The sequence below is a fragment of the Paraferrimonas sedimenticola genome (genome assembly GCF_002282855.1).
In the GTDB taxonomy this organism is placed as follows: domain Bacteria; phylum Pseudomonadota; class Gammaproteobacteria; order Enterobacterales; family Shewanellaceae; genus Paraferrimonas; species Paraferrimonas sedimenticola.
In genome coordinates, this window is record NZ_NRIR01000002.1 from 70,368 (window position 1) to 86,530 (window position 16,163).

Sequence of the window (16,163 nt, forward strand, 5' to 3'; positions counted from 1 at the left end):
TTGCTCGATTACGCTTTCACGATCTGACAGATGGACGCTTTGGTTTCCTGCATTTGAGTCACAGGGTCATAGCCATAGGTCAGCGCGGTATTGGCAGATTCACCGATAACGTAAGGAACAGTACCTTCTGGGTAGTTCGCTTCTAGGCTTTCACCGCTCATCACACCAGCGAAGTGGTAAGGCATAAAGGTAACGCCAGGCTGAACGCGTGGAGTAACCATTGCTTTGACCTTAACGCGGCCGCCTTCGGCGCCTTCTAGCCATACGTCGTCGCCGTTGCGGATAGAGCGCTCGGCAGCGTCAGCTGGGTTAATTTCAACAAACATTTCTTGCTGAAGTTCTGCCAACCATGGGTTAGAACGCGATTCTTCACCACCACCTTCGTACTCAACCAGACGACCAGAGGTCAGAGCCAGTGGGTACTTGCCAGACAAGTCTTTGTCTTGCAGTGACTTGTACAGAGTCGGTAGACGGTGTACTTGGCGATCTTCGTAAGTTGGGTACTTAGCGATCAGGTCACGACGAGTGGTGTAGATAGGCTCGCGGTGTACTGGGTATGCATCCGGGAAGGTCCATACGATGGCACGCGCTTTGGCGTTACCAAATGGGATACAACCGTGCTTCATCGCAACGCGTTGAATACCACCAGAGATGTCGGTCTTCCAGTTCTTACCTTCAGCGTGCTTCTTCTCTTCTGCAGTCAGGTCGTCCCACCAACCCAATTGCTTAAGCATTTTGTCGGTGAACTCTGGGTAACCGTCTTGAATCTCAGCACCTTTCGAGTAAGAGCCTTCAGCTAGGATGTTGTTGCCATTGTGCTCAACACCATAACGCGCGCGGAAGTTACCACCACCGTTCAATACGTGACGGTCGGTGCGGTACAGAATTTGAGTACCTGGGTGCTTCTGCTCTGGAGTACCCCATGCTGGCCAAGGTAGACCATAGGTTTCGCCTTTCAGCTCGCCACCTGGTGCTTCTAGGGTCTTGGCATCGAAGTTGCCCCAGTTGTTGGTGTGTGCACGGATACGGTCGGCCGACTGACCGGTCATACCGATAGTCCACATACCACGGTTGATTTCGTCCATCACGTCATCAACGTGAGGCATGTTATCAACAATGCGCATGCGCTTGGTGAACTGTTCAGCGATACCTACTTTCTTAGCCAGTAGGTACATGATTTCTAGGTCGTTCTTAGATTCGAATAGAGGCTTAACTACCTGCTGACGCCACTGTTGTGAACGGCCAGAGTTAGATACCGCACCTTCGGCTTCGAACTGAGTACATGCAGGAAGGATGTATACGCCTTCCTTACGACGGTGCATAACACCTGCCATGGTTGGGAATGGGTCAACCACAACAACAGTTTCTAGCTTGTCTAGCGCTTCGCGTACGTCGTTCTGACGAGACTCGGTGTTCACCGACTGACCCCAGAAGAAAGCCATCTTAACTTGGTCTTTCTGAGCCAGTTTTTCAGCAGACTCTAGTACACCGTCGTGCCAGCGAGAACATGGGATACCAGGAGTGTTCATTGGAACGCGACCTAGGTATTCGTTGTTGTCGAAGCGGCCTTTGACCCACTCGTAGTCCAGTTCCCAAACGTTTGACCAGTGCTTCCAAGCGCCGGTGCTTAGGCCGTAGTAGCCAGGTAGGGTATCGAACAACAGACCCAAGTCAGTTGCGCCCTGTACGTTATCGTGACCACGGAAGATGTTAGTACCACCACCTTGCTTACCCATGTTACCAAGGGCTAGCTGAAGCAAGCAGTAAGCACGGGTGTTGGCGTTACCAACGTGGTGCTGAGTACCACCCATACACCATACAACGGTGCCTGGACGGTTTTCTGCCATCATTTTGGCAGCCATGTATACGTCTTCTTCTTTAACGCCAGTTACGTCTTCCACTTCTTTTGGTGGGAACTTCTTGGCTTCACGGCGGATTTCGTCCATCGCGTATACACGCTGTTGGATGAAGGCTTTGTCTTCCCAGCCGTTTTCGAAGATGTGCCACAACATACCGTAGATGAAAGGAATGTCGGTACCTGGGCGGATCGCGCAGTGCAGGTCAGAGTGAGCTGCGGTGCGAGAGAAGCGTGGGTCAACAACAATAACTTTGGCGTTGTTGCGCTCTTTGGCAATCAGAATGTGCTGCATCGCAACCGGGTGAGCTTCTGCAGGGTTTGAACCGATGAAGAAGATCGCGTTGGCGTTCTGAATGTCGTTGAAAGAGTTGGTTTGCGCACCATAGCCCCAAGTGTTAGCAACACCGGCTACAGTGGTAGAGTGACAAATACGCGCCGAGTGATCGACGTTGTTGGTTCCCCACACGGCCGCAAATTTACGGTACATGTAGCAACCTTGGTTAGAGAATTTCGCTGAACCCATGAAGTACAATGAATCTGGGCCAGACTTCTCGCGGCTCTCAAGCATTTTGTCACCAACTTCGTTGATGGCTTGATCCCAAGAGATTTTCTTCCACTTGCCGTTTTCTAGCTTCAGTGGGTACTTAACGCGTTTTTCACCGTGGCCGTGCTCACGCAGGGCTGCACCTTTGGCACAGTGACCTCCAGCGTTGAATGGGTGATCGAAAGCTGGCTCTTGACCAGTCCAAACGCCGTTTTGTACTTCTGCGTACAGACCACAACCAACAGCACAAGCCGAACAAACGGTACGCTTGATTTCGGTTGGAGTGTTGTGAGGAATGAAGTCAGCGGCTTCGGCTTTGCGCATCATGCCACCGCCAAGAACGGTTGCGGCTGCGATACCACCGGTAGCGCCAGCAGCGCCCTTGATAAATTGACGACGGTTGATACCTAACGTCGGCTTGCTGTCAGTGCTGACAGACGTCGCTTTGCGAGTAAGTTGCATGTGTAATAGCTCCTAAAATTAGCCGCGTAAACTTTGGTAGTAGCTTTTCACGTGATCAGTCTCACGATAGCCTTCGGCTTTAGCTTTTTTCGTTTGGGCTGGGGCAGCAGCGCTTGCAGTACCGCTTGCTACAATTGCAGCGCCAGCGGCTGAGCCTAGGGTCACTGCTTTTAGCAAAGAGCGACGAGAGGCGTCTGGCTGTTGGTTTTTCATATTTACTCCTTCGAATCCAAGTGAAGTTGGAGTCTCCCTCCGCCCACTTGGCTTAAATGGGTTTCTGCTTTCAATCGACGACAGAACCGGTTTTCAAGTGAAGCCACCGTCCAACTTGGCAGCTCTATCAACTAGATAGCGAGGCCTATTATCAGGAAATCAACCCCCAAAACTTTGACCTAGACCCCTATTTTTCACCGACACAAACAAGGGTGGTGGCTATTGTGACGGCTGTCACAGAAGCGTGGGGTTGGGTATAGGTGGCGAACTCGAAAGTGGACAAAATGTCCAATTTGAAAAATCGATGGGTCAAAATGAATAAGGACTTAAGATGTTGATTATTATATGATTTTGGTATTGAGAATGGCTCTTAATTAGACTTGTTGCTAGCTTGTTATCGAGAAGCTGGTTTGCAAGAGCACTCAAAAAAATGCCAGCCTCAAAGGCTGGCATTTTGATTAGGAATTGATTAACCGCTACGCGCGGTATTCCAGTTTGTTGTCGCGTTTGAGATCGTCGTACCAAACGTTGTGGTGTTGCTTGGCCCAGTTCTCGTCACAATAGCCCGACACCATACATTCCATACCACCTTCAGACATAACTGTTGCCATGAAGATATGGACGACGGTAAAGGCGGCGATCAGCACCGAGCTGGCGCCGTGGATTATAATGGCCAACATACTCAGACTCCGGCTGGGTTCGACCCAGTTGGGGAAGAGCATGATGATACCACTGACCACAATCGCACCGCCGGCAAAGGCGAAGGTCCAGAACCACAACTTCTCACCGGCATTGGCAAAGCCCGCATCAGGGTGCTTGCCTTTGAAGGGGCCAAAGTTGAGGTAACCACCGACTACCAGGAACCACTTGAAGTCATAAGACGCCAAGAACTGGTTCTTCATCCATAGAATGGTCATCAAAAACCAACCGACAATGAATGGAATGGCCATCACATCGTGGGTCTGTTTACTGAAGTTGACTATGGCTGCCCAGCCCGCTTCGCCAACCCAAGGTTGAATGAAGTAGCGCCCACCGAGCAAGGTCAATCCGGTGAGGATCAACAGCAAGCAAGGGATGGCACCAATCCAGTGCAACCAAACGTCGAACTTGCTCCAACGCTTGATTTCAACGCCGGAGAAGCCCTTCTCTAATCGAGAAGGCCCGTTGACTGCCACGAAAGCGGCGAATATCAGTATCACTCCAAACACACTCAACATAATCGCAGGCGCTAGATAGTCGCTGCGATAAGTCAGTCGCTCGGCCGGGTACTGATTGATCAGCGCTCCGTGGAAGGGCGAGTTAGAAGTCGTATAGCCCGCTTGGCCTGACTTGGCCGCACGCCACATATCGGCAATCCCTGTCTGCTGGCTTGCCACTGCTTGCTGGATGCTGGTTTGCGCCTCATCGGCTTGGGCGATGTGGACCATCGCCAAGCCAGAGCCAAACAACACCGCACATACCATTGCAGCGGAAAACAGCATAGAAGCGAATGATTTCATAAATCTGCTCCTCTAGGTTAGCTGCCGCCGACGTCTATGCCCCACATGGCATCACTGAGACCTCGACCCGTTATGCGTTCACGGTAAATTGCTGACACCACATCAGCATCACCAGCCAGTAGCGCTTTGGTGGCACACAACTCGGCACACATAGGCAACTTACCTTCGGCGATACGGTTGGCACCGTACTTCTTGCGCTCGGCTTCGGAATGATCCTCTTCAGGACCGCCTGCGCAGAAAGTACATTTGTCCATTTTGCCGCGAGCGCCAAAGGCACCATCTTTCTCAAACTGAGGCGCGCCAAACGGACAGGCGTACAAGCAATAGCCACAACCGATACAAGTATCTTTGTTGTGCAGCACAATGCCGTCGTCTGTGGTGTAGAAGCAATCGGCAGGACACACGGCCGCGCACGGAGCGTCGGTACAGTGCATACAAGCCACGGATAATGATGCTTCGCCGGGTTTACCGTCGTTGAGGGTAACCACGCGGCGGCGGTTAATGCCCCACTTCAAAGCCTCATCGTTGTCGTTCTTACAAGCGGTGACACAGCCGTTACACTCGATGCAACGCTTGCTGTCACACATAAATTTCATGACTGCCATAATGCGTATCCTCCTTAGTGTTAGGCTTTAGACACTTGGCATAGCGACGTTTTGGTTTCCTGCATTTGGGTCACCACGTCGTAGCCATAGGTCATGACTGTGTTCGCGCTTTCACCTAGCACATAAGGCACTGTGCCTTCTGGGTAGCGCGGGGTCAGATCTTCACCTTCAAAGATGCCGGCAAAGTGATAAGGCATGAAACACTCGCCTTTTTTCACTCGTCCGGTAAGCATGGTTTTCACTTCGATCACCGCCCCTTCTGGCGAGTGAACTTTCACCATGTCCCCGTCTCGAACGCCGCGATCCGCCGCGTCACCTGGGTTCATCTCGATGAACATCTCTTGTTGTAATTCCGCCAGCCATGGATTCGAGCGAGTTTCCTCACCACCACCCTCGTATTCCACCAAGCGTCCTGTGGTTACGATTAACGGGTAATCGACTGAGAAATCTTGCTCTTGAATCGAGCGATACAAGGTTGGCAAACGCGCCACCATACGGTCGTCGTAGGTTGGATACTTAGCCACCAAGTCGCGACGAGGGGTATACAGAGGCTCGCGGTGCACAGGGATCTTGTCTGGGAAGTTCCACACAATACAGCGCGCTTTAGCGTTACCGTATGGAATACAACCGTGGGCAATGGCTACCCGTTGAATACCGCCTGATAGGTCGGTTTTCCAGTTGCGTCCTTCGGCTGCTTGCTTCTCGGCTTCGGTGAGGTCATCCCACCAACCCAATTGTTTGAGCATCACGTCGGTGAACTCGGGGTAACCGTCTTGAATTTCAGAGCCTTTCGACCAAGAGCCTTCGGCTAGGAGATTGTTACCTTCGTGTTCTACACCAAAGCGAGCACGGAAGTTACCACCACCGTCTTTCACCTCGCGATCGGTGCGATACAAGATTTGAGTGCCTGGGTGCTTCATCTCGGCGGTACCCCAACACGGCCATGGCAGACCGAAGGTCTCGCCCTTGGCTGGACCACCAGGCGCTTCGAGCGAATCGAAGTCGAAAGTGCCCCAGTTTTGTTGGTGAAGTTTAATTCGCTCTGGCGACTGGCCGGTGTAACCAATGGTCCACATACCAGAGTTAAACTCGCGTGTAACGTCTTCGATGTTTGGCTCGTTGCCTTCTACCTTGATGTTTTTGAACATCTGGTCGGCAAACCCAAGCTTCTTGGCCAACATGTACATGATTTCATGGTCTGGCTTGGTTTCAAACAAAGGCTCTACCACGCGATCACGCCACTGCAGCGAACGGTTTGACGCAGTTACCGAACCATAGGTTTCGAACTGAGTACAAGCGGGCAGTAGGTATACGCCGTCAGTACGAGTGTGCATCACACCCGCCATGTTTGGATGGGGATCCACACACACCACAGTATCCATCGCGTCTAGCGCTTCGCGAACAACGCGGCCACGAGACTCGGTGTGTACTGATTGGCCCCAGAAGAAGGCCATGCGAATGTTATCGCGCTGAGCAATGGTTTCTTTGTCTTTCAGTACACCATCGTGCCAACGAGAACATGGAATACCGGCGCTGGTCATAGGTTTTTGACCTAGGTATTCGCCTTGGTCAAAGCGGCTTTCGATCCAGCCCATATCCAGATCCCAGACGCGTGCCCAGTGTTGCCACGAACCGGTTTTCAAACCGTAATAACCTGGCAAGCTGTCAAACAGCAAACCAAAGTCTGTAGCGCCCTGTACGTTATCGTGTCCGCGGAAGATGTTAGTACCACCACCTTCAATACCCATGTTGCCGGTAGCTAGCTGCAAAATACAGTAGGCGCGGGTGTTGGCGTTACCAATAGTGTGCTGAGTACCACCCATACACCATACGATAGTGGCGGGCTTCACCGTTGCCATCATCTTAGCGGTGCGTTTCATTTGTGCTTCAGATACACCAATGATGTTGGTGACCTCGGCGGGGTCATACTTTTTAACTTCTTCGCGAATGGCGTCCATGCCGTACACGCGTTGACGAATGAACTCGGGATCTTCCCAGCCATTCTCAAAGATGTGCCACAGCAAACCATAAATGAATGGAATATCGGTACCCGGACGAATGTGAACGTACTCGTCGGCGTGGGCCGCGGTGCGAGTGAAGCGTGGGTCAACCACCACCACTTTTGCGCCGCGCTCTTTACCGGTCAGAATGTGCTGCATTGCTACAGGGTGCGCTTCTGCTGGGTTAGAGCCGATGAACATGATGCACTTGGACTTGTGCATGTCGTTAAATGAATTGGTTTGAGCACCATAACCCCAAGTGTTCGCTACACCGGCCACTGTGGTTGAGTGACAGATACGCGCTGAGTGGTCAATGTTGTTGGTGCCCCACATAGCGGCAAACTTACGGTAAAGGTAGGCTTGCTCGTTATTGAACTTGGCTGAGCCCATGAAGAACAGCGAGTCTGGCCCGGATTCTTCGCGGATTTTCAGCATTTGATCGCCAAGCTCGTTAATGGCCTCGTCCCAGCTGAGACGCTTCCACTTGCCGCCAACCAATTTCATTGGATATTTTGAACGTTTCTCGCCATGGCCGTGCTCGCGCACTGAAGCGCCTTTCGCGCAGTGGCCACCGCGGTTGAATGGGTGATCAAGAGCAGGCTCTTGTCCGGTCCACACGCCGTTTTGGACTTCGGCGTAAATGCCGCAGCCTACGGAACAGTGGGTACAAATGGTTCTTACTACTTCGGTGGGTGCGTCATGCGGAACGGATTTCGCCTCCGCTTTGCGCATCATGCCAGCGCCTATCATGGACGCGGCGGCAATTCCCCCGGTGGTGACACCGGCTGATTTTAGGAATTGACGACGGTTCAGTCCTAGGCCCTTACTGTCAGCATTGCTCACCTGGTTCGATGTGCGGGTTAGTCGCATCATAAACTCCTTGGTGTGTTGTCGCTTCGCCTCCGCTTATCAAAGATAAGTCGGACGAATTTTTTATTTTAATGAGTCGTAGTAACGGCGGACGTGCTCGGTTTCCCGATAGCCGTTGGATTTGACACTGGGGTCAGTTGGTGTTGCTTCACCGGCGTGGACTTGACTGCTGGCCCCGGCAAGGGCTCCTAAGGCGCTACCAGTGGCCAACGCGCGCAAAGTAGTGCGTTTGGCCTTGTCGAGGGATGGCTTCTTATCCATAGTTCCTCCTGTTTTCCCGTCTTGCCCTGGTAGAGGCGACGGGGCTGGGTGACGGGTGGCAGACTCCGCTGCCACCCAGGTCCGGGGGCTAACTCGCCTCAGGTTGCTGGGCAACCCCCGCGTTTTGAGTCACTGGCGTCGCAAGACTCAGTTCCTCATAAATAATGGCTTCTCGCGCAAAAAACTGGTCGGCGAGCTGGCCAACAATGGCGTAAAACGAGGCGTTTTTGGCTTTGGCTACATCTTGGCAAAAACGCGCAATCCAACCGGATAGGTGGCGCTGGTAAAAACCCAGTTGCTGGTGCTTAGGCGCTTCGAGTAGCAGGGCGCTCATCACCTCGCACAGAGCGGCGACATGGTCTTCCGGCTCTTTCACTTCTTCTTGACGCTCGAAACCCAGTTGCGACAGGTCTTGGCGCAGCAGCGCCAGTGGCTTGTCCATTAGCGAGCCTGTGATGTAGTAGCTGCCATAAGGCAGTAACTCACCGCGGCCAACACCGATGAATAGATCGAAATACTCGTCTTCGAGGGTATCGGTCTGGGCAGTTTGGGCCGCCAGTTTTAGTGCGTTCCAAGACTCAGCGATATCGGTACCGTCTTGTTCGACTTCGATTTCAGCCAAGAAATTTAGCAGCTCTTGGCTAGGGTGCTGGCGAAATAGCGCTGCAATAATCTGATAAATGTCTGCGCGCAGTTGGTCGTTTTCAGAAATCATAGGTTGTGCTTGTACTGTCATTGTCTGTTCTCGTTATCTCAGTTGGCGCTCAGGATCTTTCAAAATGTCTTGGAACAGGTCCTTCGTTCGACAGTCTTCGCACATTTGAAGTCGGTTAGTATGGCCGGCAAATGCGCTATGGGCGCCTACCATTTCCATCATCTTGTTTACCATGGACTGGGTGGCAAACGGTTTGCCGCAGGTAATGCATTCGAAAGGTTTTTCTTCTTTCATTACTTGTCTGGCCTGGCGAGCCTCGGCGTCGAGATGCACTTGAGACGCCAAGCTGATGACTTTTTCCGGACAGGCTTGTTCACACAATCCACACTGAATGCAGTCTTGCTCGCGGAAACTTAGCAGCGGCTGGTCGCCACCGTCTTGCAGCGCGGCGGTAGGGCAGGTGGATACGCACGATAGGCACAAGGTACAGTCGGCGGCTTTCACGCTAATTTTGCCGTAAGGCAGGTTAGCTATGCTCAATGCATCGGCGCTGGCTTTGCCTTGCGCGTTGAGCGCATCCAAGGCTTGATAGAAGCGGCTGCGTTTGTTGTCTTGCACTGGCTGTTGTAGCGCTGGCTCAATGGCTTTCGCTTCTGGCCACTGGTGCTGCTCGAGCTCGCTTTGAGCAATCAAGCTGATTTGATAGCTGTCGTTGGTGGCTTGCAGCAGTTGCTGAGCCAAGCTTACTTCGCCTTGAAGATATTGCAGCAAAGTGTCCGGAGTGGCGCTGGTGGTCAACAGACCAACCGATTGAGCACCGCCCGCCAGTGCCGCAAACCAGTGGTCAATACCCGCTACCGTGACTTCTTCTAGTGCAACAGGAATCACATTGGCCGGTAGGCTTTCCGCTAAGGCCTCTTGCTGTGACAGGTCGTAGAACAAGATATTGGGTGCGCCACCGCTGATTTCGCGGTACTTAGCAATCAAGCCTGCGATGTACTTGTGCAATGACTCTGGGCTTGGTGAATCGTAGGCCAAGGCACCGGTTGGGCACGCGTTTGAGCAACTGCCTGCGCCGTGACACAGATATGGGTCGATTTCGATGACCTGATCTTTTGAGCTAATGGCGTCGGCCGGGCAGAAATTAACGCAGCGATTACAGCCGTTGTTTCCATTGCGATAGTGCGCGCAAATTTCGGCGTTGACCTTGATGTATCTCGGCTTTGAAAACTCACCAATCAAGTTTGGCAACTGCTCGATGGCGTCATCGAGTTTGGCGGCATCTTGACCGACATACAGGTAGCCGGGTGGAAGCATTTCGAGATTGATAACTGGCTCAATCGACAGGTCCAAAATCAAATCGAAATGGGGTTTGCGAATGGATACCTTGCTCAGCTCGGCGTGCTGGCCGTCTTCGAGAATCACTTGCGCTTGGAATTGACCGAGAAAACCTTTGACGTTCTCTAGCTTGGCGTAATAGGTTGGCACACCCTCGGCGGCGTTCATTACTTTTTCTAGATGATCGTCGTCTTGGCAACTGATGGACTCAGTCGCCAGAATGGTCAGTTGGTTCATGGCAGACAAACGCTCGGCCGCGAGGCGAGCTAAGTCTTCAGCACCAATGATCAGCACGTTCCCCTCAGTGGTGTAACTCACTGTCGGTGGAATCAGGTTTTGCAACAACTGGACCTGAGTCAGTGCCGCTTGTTTGGCGCTTTGTTGCGCTTCAATATTTATGCTCACAAATGCGTTCCTGAATGCAACCGAGCCTTGGCTTTTATAATATGGCTCGGAAGATGGATTCAGCTACCACTAATATAGCAAGTGTCATACCACTTATTAGAGCGCTATATTCCCGATAACTCCGTTATAACTACTAACTTTCTTGCGAATGTTTAGAATCTGGTTCAATTTGACCCACATCGTCATTCAATGGGGTCGAGCTGTCCTGATTTGACGCGATTGCATCGCTGTTGTCTTCCAATGAGGCCGTTGGCTCGTCTGACGCTTCACCCTCGGCGTCCGCTAGCATTTCTTCCTCAGGCTCTTCGTCTTTGACCACATGGCGATAGACCTTTTCTACTAGCTCTAGCGATTCCTCGGCACTGAGTAGTGGCTGGTTGGAGTAGTCCAAGGCGTACTCGGCCATGTTGTCGATTTCTTGGTACTGAGGCTGTTGCCAAAGCTTTCGAAGTGCTTGGTTGCGAGTTTCTTGGTCCACATCCGCCCCCATGAAGGCCGCAAAGGAGCCGCCCTCTTCAATACTATCTGGGTCAGGTAACTCGACTGCGCCTTCTGCTTCTTCTGGGGTTTCGGCTTGTTCGCTTTGCGCCTCTGCAGCCGCTTCCTCTGCGGCTTTTGCCTGTTCTAGCTCTTGCTCTTCTTGCTCAACTAGCTCGCGGCGTTTGCTCCAGCGGGACAGAAAACCTTCGCTCATGCCTTAGATCCTCGTTTGCGATCTTGCTCACCGGCAAACTCTTTGCGACGGTTAACGTGCTTGCGGCGGTGCGCGCGAATTTCGACTTCCCCGTGGCGAGTAATAAACGCTTCCATCCAAACCGCGATAGCGGCGGGCATAGGAACGTTAAGCAGTGGCATATCGCTCTCTAGGCAACCTGCGGCAACGTTTTGATCAGCGCTGGCTGAGAGGGGCTCCCATTGGTCATTGCCAAGATCATCGCAAACGATATACAAAGCGGGATTGTCCATGTCCAAATTCAACCGATAACTGGCGCGCTCGTCTTTGTGTAGCTCCAATAAAATCATCTTTGAGCCTTCTGGTGCCGGTTGGCTGGCAGGCCCAAGGTAATCGATTTGCCAGTCAATCGCGCTCCATTGGCCGACTTGCTTTTCAACCGCTTTCAATTTCACCATCAGCGGCCAAACGGATTCAGTCTGTTTCATAGTCACCCTGTGTTTTTGGGGTTTGAACGCGTTTACAGCGCTCTCGAAGCTTAATACTAGTCGCAAATTCGCGACCGACTACCCAGAGTTATCGCAAATTGCGTGCCAAACCTAAGTCATTGCTTTGGTGAACTCGATCACCGCTCAGGCTAATATTTGCGACATTTTGTCCATGTCGTTCGAAAAGATGCGACAAAAGGATACGAGTTGATTCCTTTTGTCGGATTTCTCAACTCCTAAACATCAGCCTTTGTTATTTGGTGGACAAAAGCTGGGCAAATTCTGCTTGGATGGGGCGCAGAAAACGAGATCTAAGCGGCAGAACTGAGAATGATGGCGGTAATTTGGAAAAATTGTGACTTGGTCGAATGCTGGCGTTCGCGAGCGGGAATAATAATTGCTTAAGTAACTTTACTAGCAACAGCATTAGGTCTCGACGGTCGGCGTCGAGGCGAATAAATAGAGAGACATTAGCGTGCCAACATCGACGATTTCACTGATTAAAACGCGAAGCGAGAACCCACTCACTCAGCCGGTCAAAGCGGTTAATGAGCGCGGTGAGGTGGTCGATAAGCAAGTGGCTTGTGAGCGCCCGCTGACCTTGTACCTCAATTGGCAGCCGATCGTTACTCTGATGACTTTAGGCGCTAAGCCAGAATCTCTGGCCTTGGGTTATCTCAAAAACCAAGGCTTTATTAGCGATGTTGGGCTTTTGGAATCGGTAATTGTCGATTGGGAGGTCAACTCGGCGGCGGTGACCACTAAAGAAGATACCGACGGGCTCAATGAGCGCCTACAACAAAAGACAGTGACTTCAGGCTGCGGTCAAGGCACGGTATATGGCGGCTTCATGGATGGTATTGAAGATATCAAACTCAAGGCCCCGAAATTAAAGCAAACGGGGATCTACGCCTTACTCAAGAACCTAAACGCTTATAACGAGACCTACAAAAGTGCGGGCGGGGTACACGGATGCGCTGTGTGCCAAGGGGACCAGATCCTGTCCTTTGTCGAAGATGTTGGGCGTCACAATGCGGTGGACACCTTAGCGGGCGATATGTGGTTGGACAATCAAGGCGGCGCCGATAAGGTGTTTTACACCACAGGACGACTCACTTCGGAAATGGTTATCAAGGTGGCCAAAATGGGTATTCCTGTGCTCTTATCCCGCAGCGGTGTGACCCAAATGGGTTTGGAACTTGCCGAGCAACTGGGGATTACTATGATTGCTCGAGCCAAGGGGCGTCATTTCTTGGTGTACCACGGCGCTGACACTATCGAGTTTGACCAGGAGACGCCATGACTCAAGCCTCCCAGTATTTGAGCGCGCGAGCGCTGGCAGACTACTTAGACCTCAATGAGAAAAAGGTCTACGCCTTGGCCAATGACGGCGTCTTGCCCGGCACCAAGGTGACCGGCAAGTGGATGTTCCCCAAAGTACTGATTGACCGCTGGCTGCTGGATTCTTGCCACAGCGGCCTGCTGTCGGACCGATTGTTGATAACCGGGTCCTCCGACCCACTGATGGAGCACTTAGTCTCGCGGCTAATGGACAAAGTGGGTCATTCGGGACTAGTCAGTTATTCGGGCACGGGCTCGCGCCAAGGCTTAGCCTTGTTGTCGCGACACTTTGCCGACATCTGTTGCTTTCACTGGGGGTTGTCGGAAGAGCGGGATGTGCGTCATCCAGCCTTGCTGGCCAATTATCAGAATCATCAGCAATGGGTGTTGTTACACGCCTACAAGCGTCAATACGGTTTGGCGCTGGCACCGCAAAAGCACGCCGCAGCACAAAATTTGGAAAGTTTGCTTGAGCTTAACTGGCGCTGGGTAGAGCGCCAACCTGGGTCTGGCAGTCAGCAGCATTTGGCCCATTGGCTGCAGCTGCGCTCAGACACCAGTGTAGCGCTTAACTTTGTTGAGATGGCCTACACAGAACAACAGCTGACCGGCGCGATTGCATCAGGCCGAGCCGATATCGGCTTTGCCTGCCAAGCCGCAGCGGAGCAGGCTGGTTTAGCCTTTATTCCCCTGTTTGAAGAGAGCTTTGACTTGGTGCTGCCACAAAGCTTCTACTTTCGACAGTTGGTACAACAACTGTTTGGCTTATTGCTCGAAGCAGAAACTTTGGACAAAGCCGCGCAGCTAGGCGGCTACGACCTGTCAGAGGCAGGCAAGGTGATTTGGAGCCCGTCGTAAGGATGGGCCAAAGCCCCTTCGTTGGCATCGCTATAAAGATTGATGGTGAACTTGGAGCCGCGGCCCACTTGTGAATCTACGTCTATCAAACCGCCGATTCGGCGAATCAAACCAAAGCTCAGTGATAGGCCGAGACCCGTACCTTCGTTGCGCGTGGTAAAGAAAGGGTCAAAAATCCGCTTCATAGTGGTTTGGCTCATACCACAGCCCTCATCTTCCACTTCAATTTGCACTCCCTTCGCCCCCATTTCGTCTTGCCAGTCGCGACTGCGTATCCAAATGCGTGAGTGATCATCAGAGGCGTGTGCGGCGTTAACTACTAGGTTAATCAGTACCTGTTGCAGCTGCGATGAGTTGATTTGCACCGTATGGCTGGCGTCCAGTTCAGGCACTAACTCTAGGCGTTTGGACTGAATCGAGTGTCGAGCCAGCGTCAGAGTTTGCTCTATGATGGGATTGACCTCGGAGCGTTGCAGCGGTGCGTTAAATTCCCCGGGGCGACTGTATTGCAGCAGGTTGCGAATGATGGCGGATATTCGACTTACCTGCTCAATCACTGTGTCCACTTCCTCGCTCACCGGCGCGACCTTTTCGCCCAAGGTGAGCTTCAACAGCTCCATGTTGCCAAGGATCACCGCGGTCGGGTTGTTGATTTCATGGGCAATACCCGCGGTCAGCTCACCCAAGGCGGTGAGCTTCTCGTTGGTGACCATTTGCGCTCGAGTATCGTTGAGCAATTTGACGTTGCGCTCGAGCTCGGCGGTTTTTTCTCGCAAGGTCTGGGTGCGCTCGTCCACTTTGGCTTCCAGTTGCTCGGCCGCTTGCTGAATTTGACGATTGCGCTCTTGCAGTTGGTCCAACATGCGGTCAAATTGCTGAGCCAATCCAGACAGTTCGTTTTGCTGGCGTAATCCTAGCTCGCCAATGCGCACGTTGTGGCCTCTTTGTACCGCTTGCACCACGTGGTGAATGCGCTCAATGGGGTTGAGCAAGGTGGTGGCCGCTCGATAAACCAGATAACCGGAAACCAGCATTACTAGCACCAAAATCGAACCCAATTCGACAATGTTGTACAGGTAGTCTTTGATAAACGGCGCTTCGGAGAAACCGGCGTAAATCATGCCGACTCTATCGCCCTCGATGTCGTAAATCGGAGCATAGGCTGAAATGAACCAATCGTCGAACACAAAGGCTCGATCCACCCAAGGCTGTCCTTCGCGAAGGACTTGCTGCTGCACCTCATCGGAAACCAGTGAGCCAAGCGCGCGGCCTCGCTCAGCTTGAGCCGTACCGTCGAAATTCAGCGGTACATTGGTGGCCACTCGCACTGTGTCCAAAAAGATGGTCACAGCCCCAATGGACTGTTGAGGCAGAGTGTCGCTGTTGTATACCAAGTCACGAATGCTATCGACTATGGTTTCGTTGCGATTGATTAGTACGCCACCGTCGAGCAACCATGAAACTTCGCCACGGGTATCCGTGATGGGGAGTAAGGTACGCGATACCAGCCCGCGCTGTTCAGAGGCTAAATCCGGACGTTGCGCTTTTTCAGTGGCGAGTAATGGTATGACCGCCCTCTGTGCTAGGCGTCCATCAATTCGTCTCAAATCGTCGTTGGGCAGCACTTGAAGGCCCGATGCCGGCGCTTGCAGCGAACCTAGCTCTAGCATTTGCCTTAAGTAATGATCGGCGGCGGCCTGATCTACCGGTAGCAAGCGCACAAAGTCCAGACCCAAGCGGTCTTTTTGCTGGCTTAAATGGGCTGCAATGGCGGTTAGCTGTGAGTTGTCACCTTCTTCTAGGGCTGAGAAATAGCGGTGAAAGTCATAAGAATTGCGCAGGGCATTGAGCTGCTGGGTTTGGGTCTGTTGTTGTGCATTGAGGGTATTGGAGGCCACAGCTAAGTCGGCCTTAACCTTCATGAACAGCTGTTTGCCGGTGTAACTTACGTTCCAGTAGATGGTAATGACCACAAGCGATAACAGGGTCAATATAATCGGCAATGACGTTAGCAGAATCAGACGATAGCGCACCTTGGACTGAATTTCAGCCCAACTTAGGGGGATGCCTGAACGCAAATTTTGGCGCATGGA

13 protein-coding genes are annotated in these 16,163 nt (G+C 52.3%); 2 read left to right on the forward strand and 11 right to left on the reverse strand.

Annotated elements, in window-relative coordinates; all coding sequences use genetic code 11:
* Positions 1–8 precede the first annotated feature (8 nt).
* From CLC93_RS03700 to CLC93_RS03745, 10 genes are all read right to left on the reverse strand, one after another.
* Complete coding sequence (locus CLC93_RS03700) at positions 9–2,864, reverse strand: formate dehydrogenase subunit alpha (protein WP_095504607.1); 2,856 nt, start codon at positions 2,862–2,864, stop codon at positions 9–11.
* An 18-nt stretch (positions 2,865–2,882) separates the two neighbouring features.
* A complete protein-coding gene (locus CLC93_RS03705) occupies positions 2,883–3,077 on the reverse strand; it encodes a formate dehydrogenase (protein ID WP_095504608.1) in 195 nt (64 codons plus the stop codon).
* A gap of 476 nt (positions 3,078–3,553) precedes the next feature.
* Positions 3,554–4,540 (reverse strand): formate dehydrogenase subunit gamma, encoded by a 987-nt coding sequence (locus CLC93_RS03710; protein WP_425439838.1) that lies wholly within the window; start codon positions 4,538–4,540, stop codon positions 3,554–3,556.
* A gap of 53 nt (positions 4,541–4,593) precedes the next feature.
* Positions 4,594–5,181: a formate dehydrogenase FDH3 subunit beta gene (gene fdh3B, locus CLC93_RS03715; protein ID WP_095504609.1), complete on the reverse strand. Its 588-nt coding sequence runs from the start codon at positions 5,179–5,181 to the stop codon at positions 4,594–4,596.
* Positions 5,182–5,201: 20 nt separating this feature from the next.
* Entirely contained in the window at positions 5,202–8,051 is a 2,850-nt protein-coding gene (locus CLC93_RS03720) for a molybdopterin-dependent oxidoreductase (RefSeq protein ID WP_095504610.1), read from the reverse strand.
* 63 nt (positions 8,052–8,114) lie between these two features.
* Positions 8,115–8,312, reverse strand: coding sequence for a formate dehydrogenase (locus CLC93_RS03725; protein WP_095504611.1), 198 nt, complete (start codon positions 8,310–8,312; stop codon positions 8,115–8,117).
* 88 nt (positions 8,313–8,400) lie between these two features.
* Positions 8,401–9,048, reverse strand: coding sequence for a TorD/DmsD family molecular chaperone (locus CLC93_RS03730; protein ID WP_245837075.1), 648 nt, complete (start codon positions 9,046–9,048; stop codon positions 8,401–8,403).
* A gap of 12 nt (positions 9,049–9,060) precedes the next feature.
* Entirely contained in the window at positions 9,061–10,710 is a 1,650-nt protein-coding gene (locus CLC93_RS03735) for a 4Fe-4S binding protein (RefSeq protein WP_095504612.1), read from the reverse strand.
* A 133-nt stretch (positions 10,711–10,843) separates the two neighbouring features.
* The gene (locus CLC93_RS03740) at positions 10,844–11,404 is read right to left on the reverse strand and encodes a DUF3306 domain-containing protein (protein WP_095504613.1); all 561 of its coding nucleotides are present in this window, start codon (positions 11,402–11,404) and stop codon (positions 10,844–10,846) included.
* The gene (locus CLC93_RS03745; RefSeq protein ID WP_095504614.1) at positions 11,401–11,871 is read right to left on the reverse strand and encodes a DUF3305 domain-containing protein; all 471 of its coding nucleotides are present in this window, start codon (positions 11,869–11,871) and stop codon (positions 11,401–11,403) included. The genes CLC93_RS03740 and CLC93_RS03745 overlap by 4 nt, the downstream gene beginning before the upstream one ends.
* A gap of 475 nt (positions 11,872–12,346) precedes the next feature.
* On the opposite strand from CLC93_RS03745, the gene CLC93_RS03750 reads away from it, so the two are divergent.
* Together CLC93_RS03750 and CLC93_RS03755 are read left to right on the forward strand one after the other, a co-directional pair.
* A complete protein-coding gene (locus CLC93_RS03750; RefSeq protein WP_245837077.1) occupies positions 12,347–13,174 on the forward strand; it encodes a formate dehydrogenase accessory sulfurtransferase FdhD in 828 nt (275 codons plus the stop codon).
* Positions 13,171–14,070 (forward strand): helix-turn-helix transcriptional regulator, encoded by a 900-nt coding sequence (locus tag CLC93_RS03755; RefSeq protein ID WP_095504616.1) that lies wholly within the window; start codon positions 13,171–13,173, stop codon positions 14,068–14,070. The genes CLC93_RS03750 and CLC93_RS03755 overlap by 4 nt, the downstream gene beginning before the upstream one ends.
* Here CLC93_RS03755 and CLC93_RS03760 read toward each other — a convergent pair.
* Positions 14,025–16,160, reverse strand: a complete 2,136-nt coding sequence (locus CLC93_RS03760; RefSeq protein ID WP_095504617.1) for a sensor histidine kinase — start codon at positions 16,158–16,160, stop codon at positions 14,025–14,027. The genes CLC93_RS03755 and CLC93_RS03760 overlap by 46 nt on opposite strands.
* Positions 16,161–16,163 lie beyond the last annotated feature (3 nt).

What these genes read in the sequence shown, in the direction of transcription:
- CLC93_RS03700 (WP_095504607.1), bottom strand. Translation starts at nt 2,864, where the DNA reads ATGCAACTTACTCGCAAAGCGACGTCTGTCAGCACTGACAGCAAGCCG.
- CLC93_RS03705 (WP_095504608.1), bottom strand. Translation starts at nt 3,077, where the DNA reads ATGAAAAACCAACAGCCAGACGCCTCTCGTCGCTCTTTGCTAAAAGCA.
- CLC93_RS03710 (WP_425439838.1), bottom strand. Translation starts at nt 4,540, where the DNA reads ATGGTATGTGCGGTGTTGTTTGGCTCTGGCTTGGCGATGGTCCACATC.
- fdh3B (WP_095504609.1), bottom strand. Translation starts at nt 5,181, where the DNA reads ATGGCAGTCATGAAATTTATGTGTGACAGCAAGCGTTGCATCGAGTGT.
- CLC93_RS03720 (WP_095504610.1), bottom strand. Translation starts at nt 8,051, where the DNA reads ATGCGACTAACCCGCACATCGAACCAGGTGAGCAATGCTGACAGTAAG.
- CLC93_RS03725 (WP_095504611.1), bottom strand. Translation starts at nt 8,312, where the DNA reads ATGGATAAGAAGCCATCCCTCGACAAGGCCAAACGCACTACTTTGCGC.
- CLC93_RS03730 (WP_245837075.1), bottom strand. Translation starts at nt 9,048, where the DNA reads ATGACAGTACAAGCACAACCTATGATTTCTGAAAACGACCAACTGCGC.
- CLC93_RS03740 (WP_095504613.1), bottom strand. Translation starts at nt 11,404, where the DNA reads ATGAGCGAAGGTTTTCTGTCCCGCTGGAGCAAACGCCGCGAGCTAGTT.
- CLC93_RS03745 (WP_095504614.1), bottom strand. Translation starts at nt 11,871, where the DNA reads ATGAAACAGACTGAATCCGTTTGGCCGCTGATGGTGAAATTGAAAGCG.
- CLC93_RS03755 (WP_095504616.1), top strand. Translation starts at nt 13,171, where the DNA reads ATGACTCAAGCCTCCCAGTATTTGAGCGCGCGAGCGCTGGCAGACTAC.
- CLC93_RS03760 (WP_095504617.1), bottom strand. Translation starts at nt 16,160, where the DNA reads ATGCGCCAAAATTTGCGTTCAGGCATCCCCCTAAGTTGGGCTGAAATT.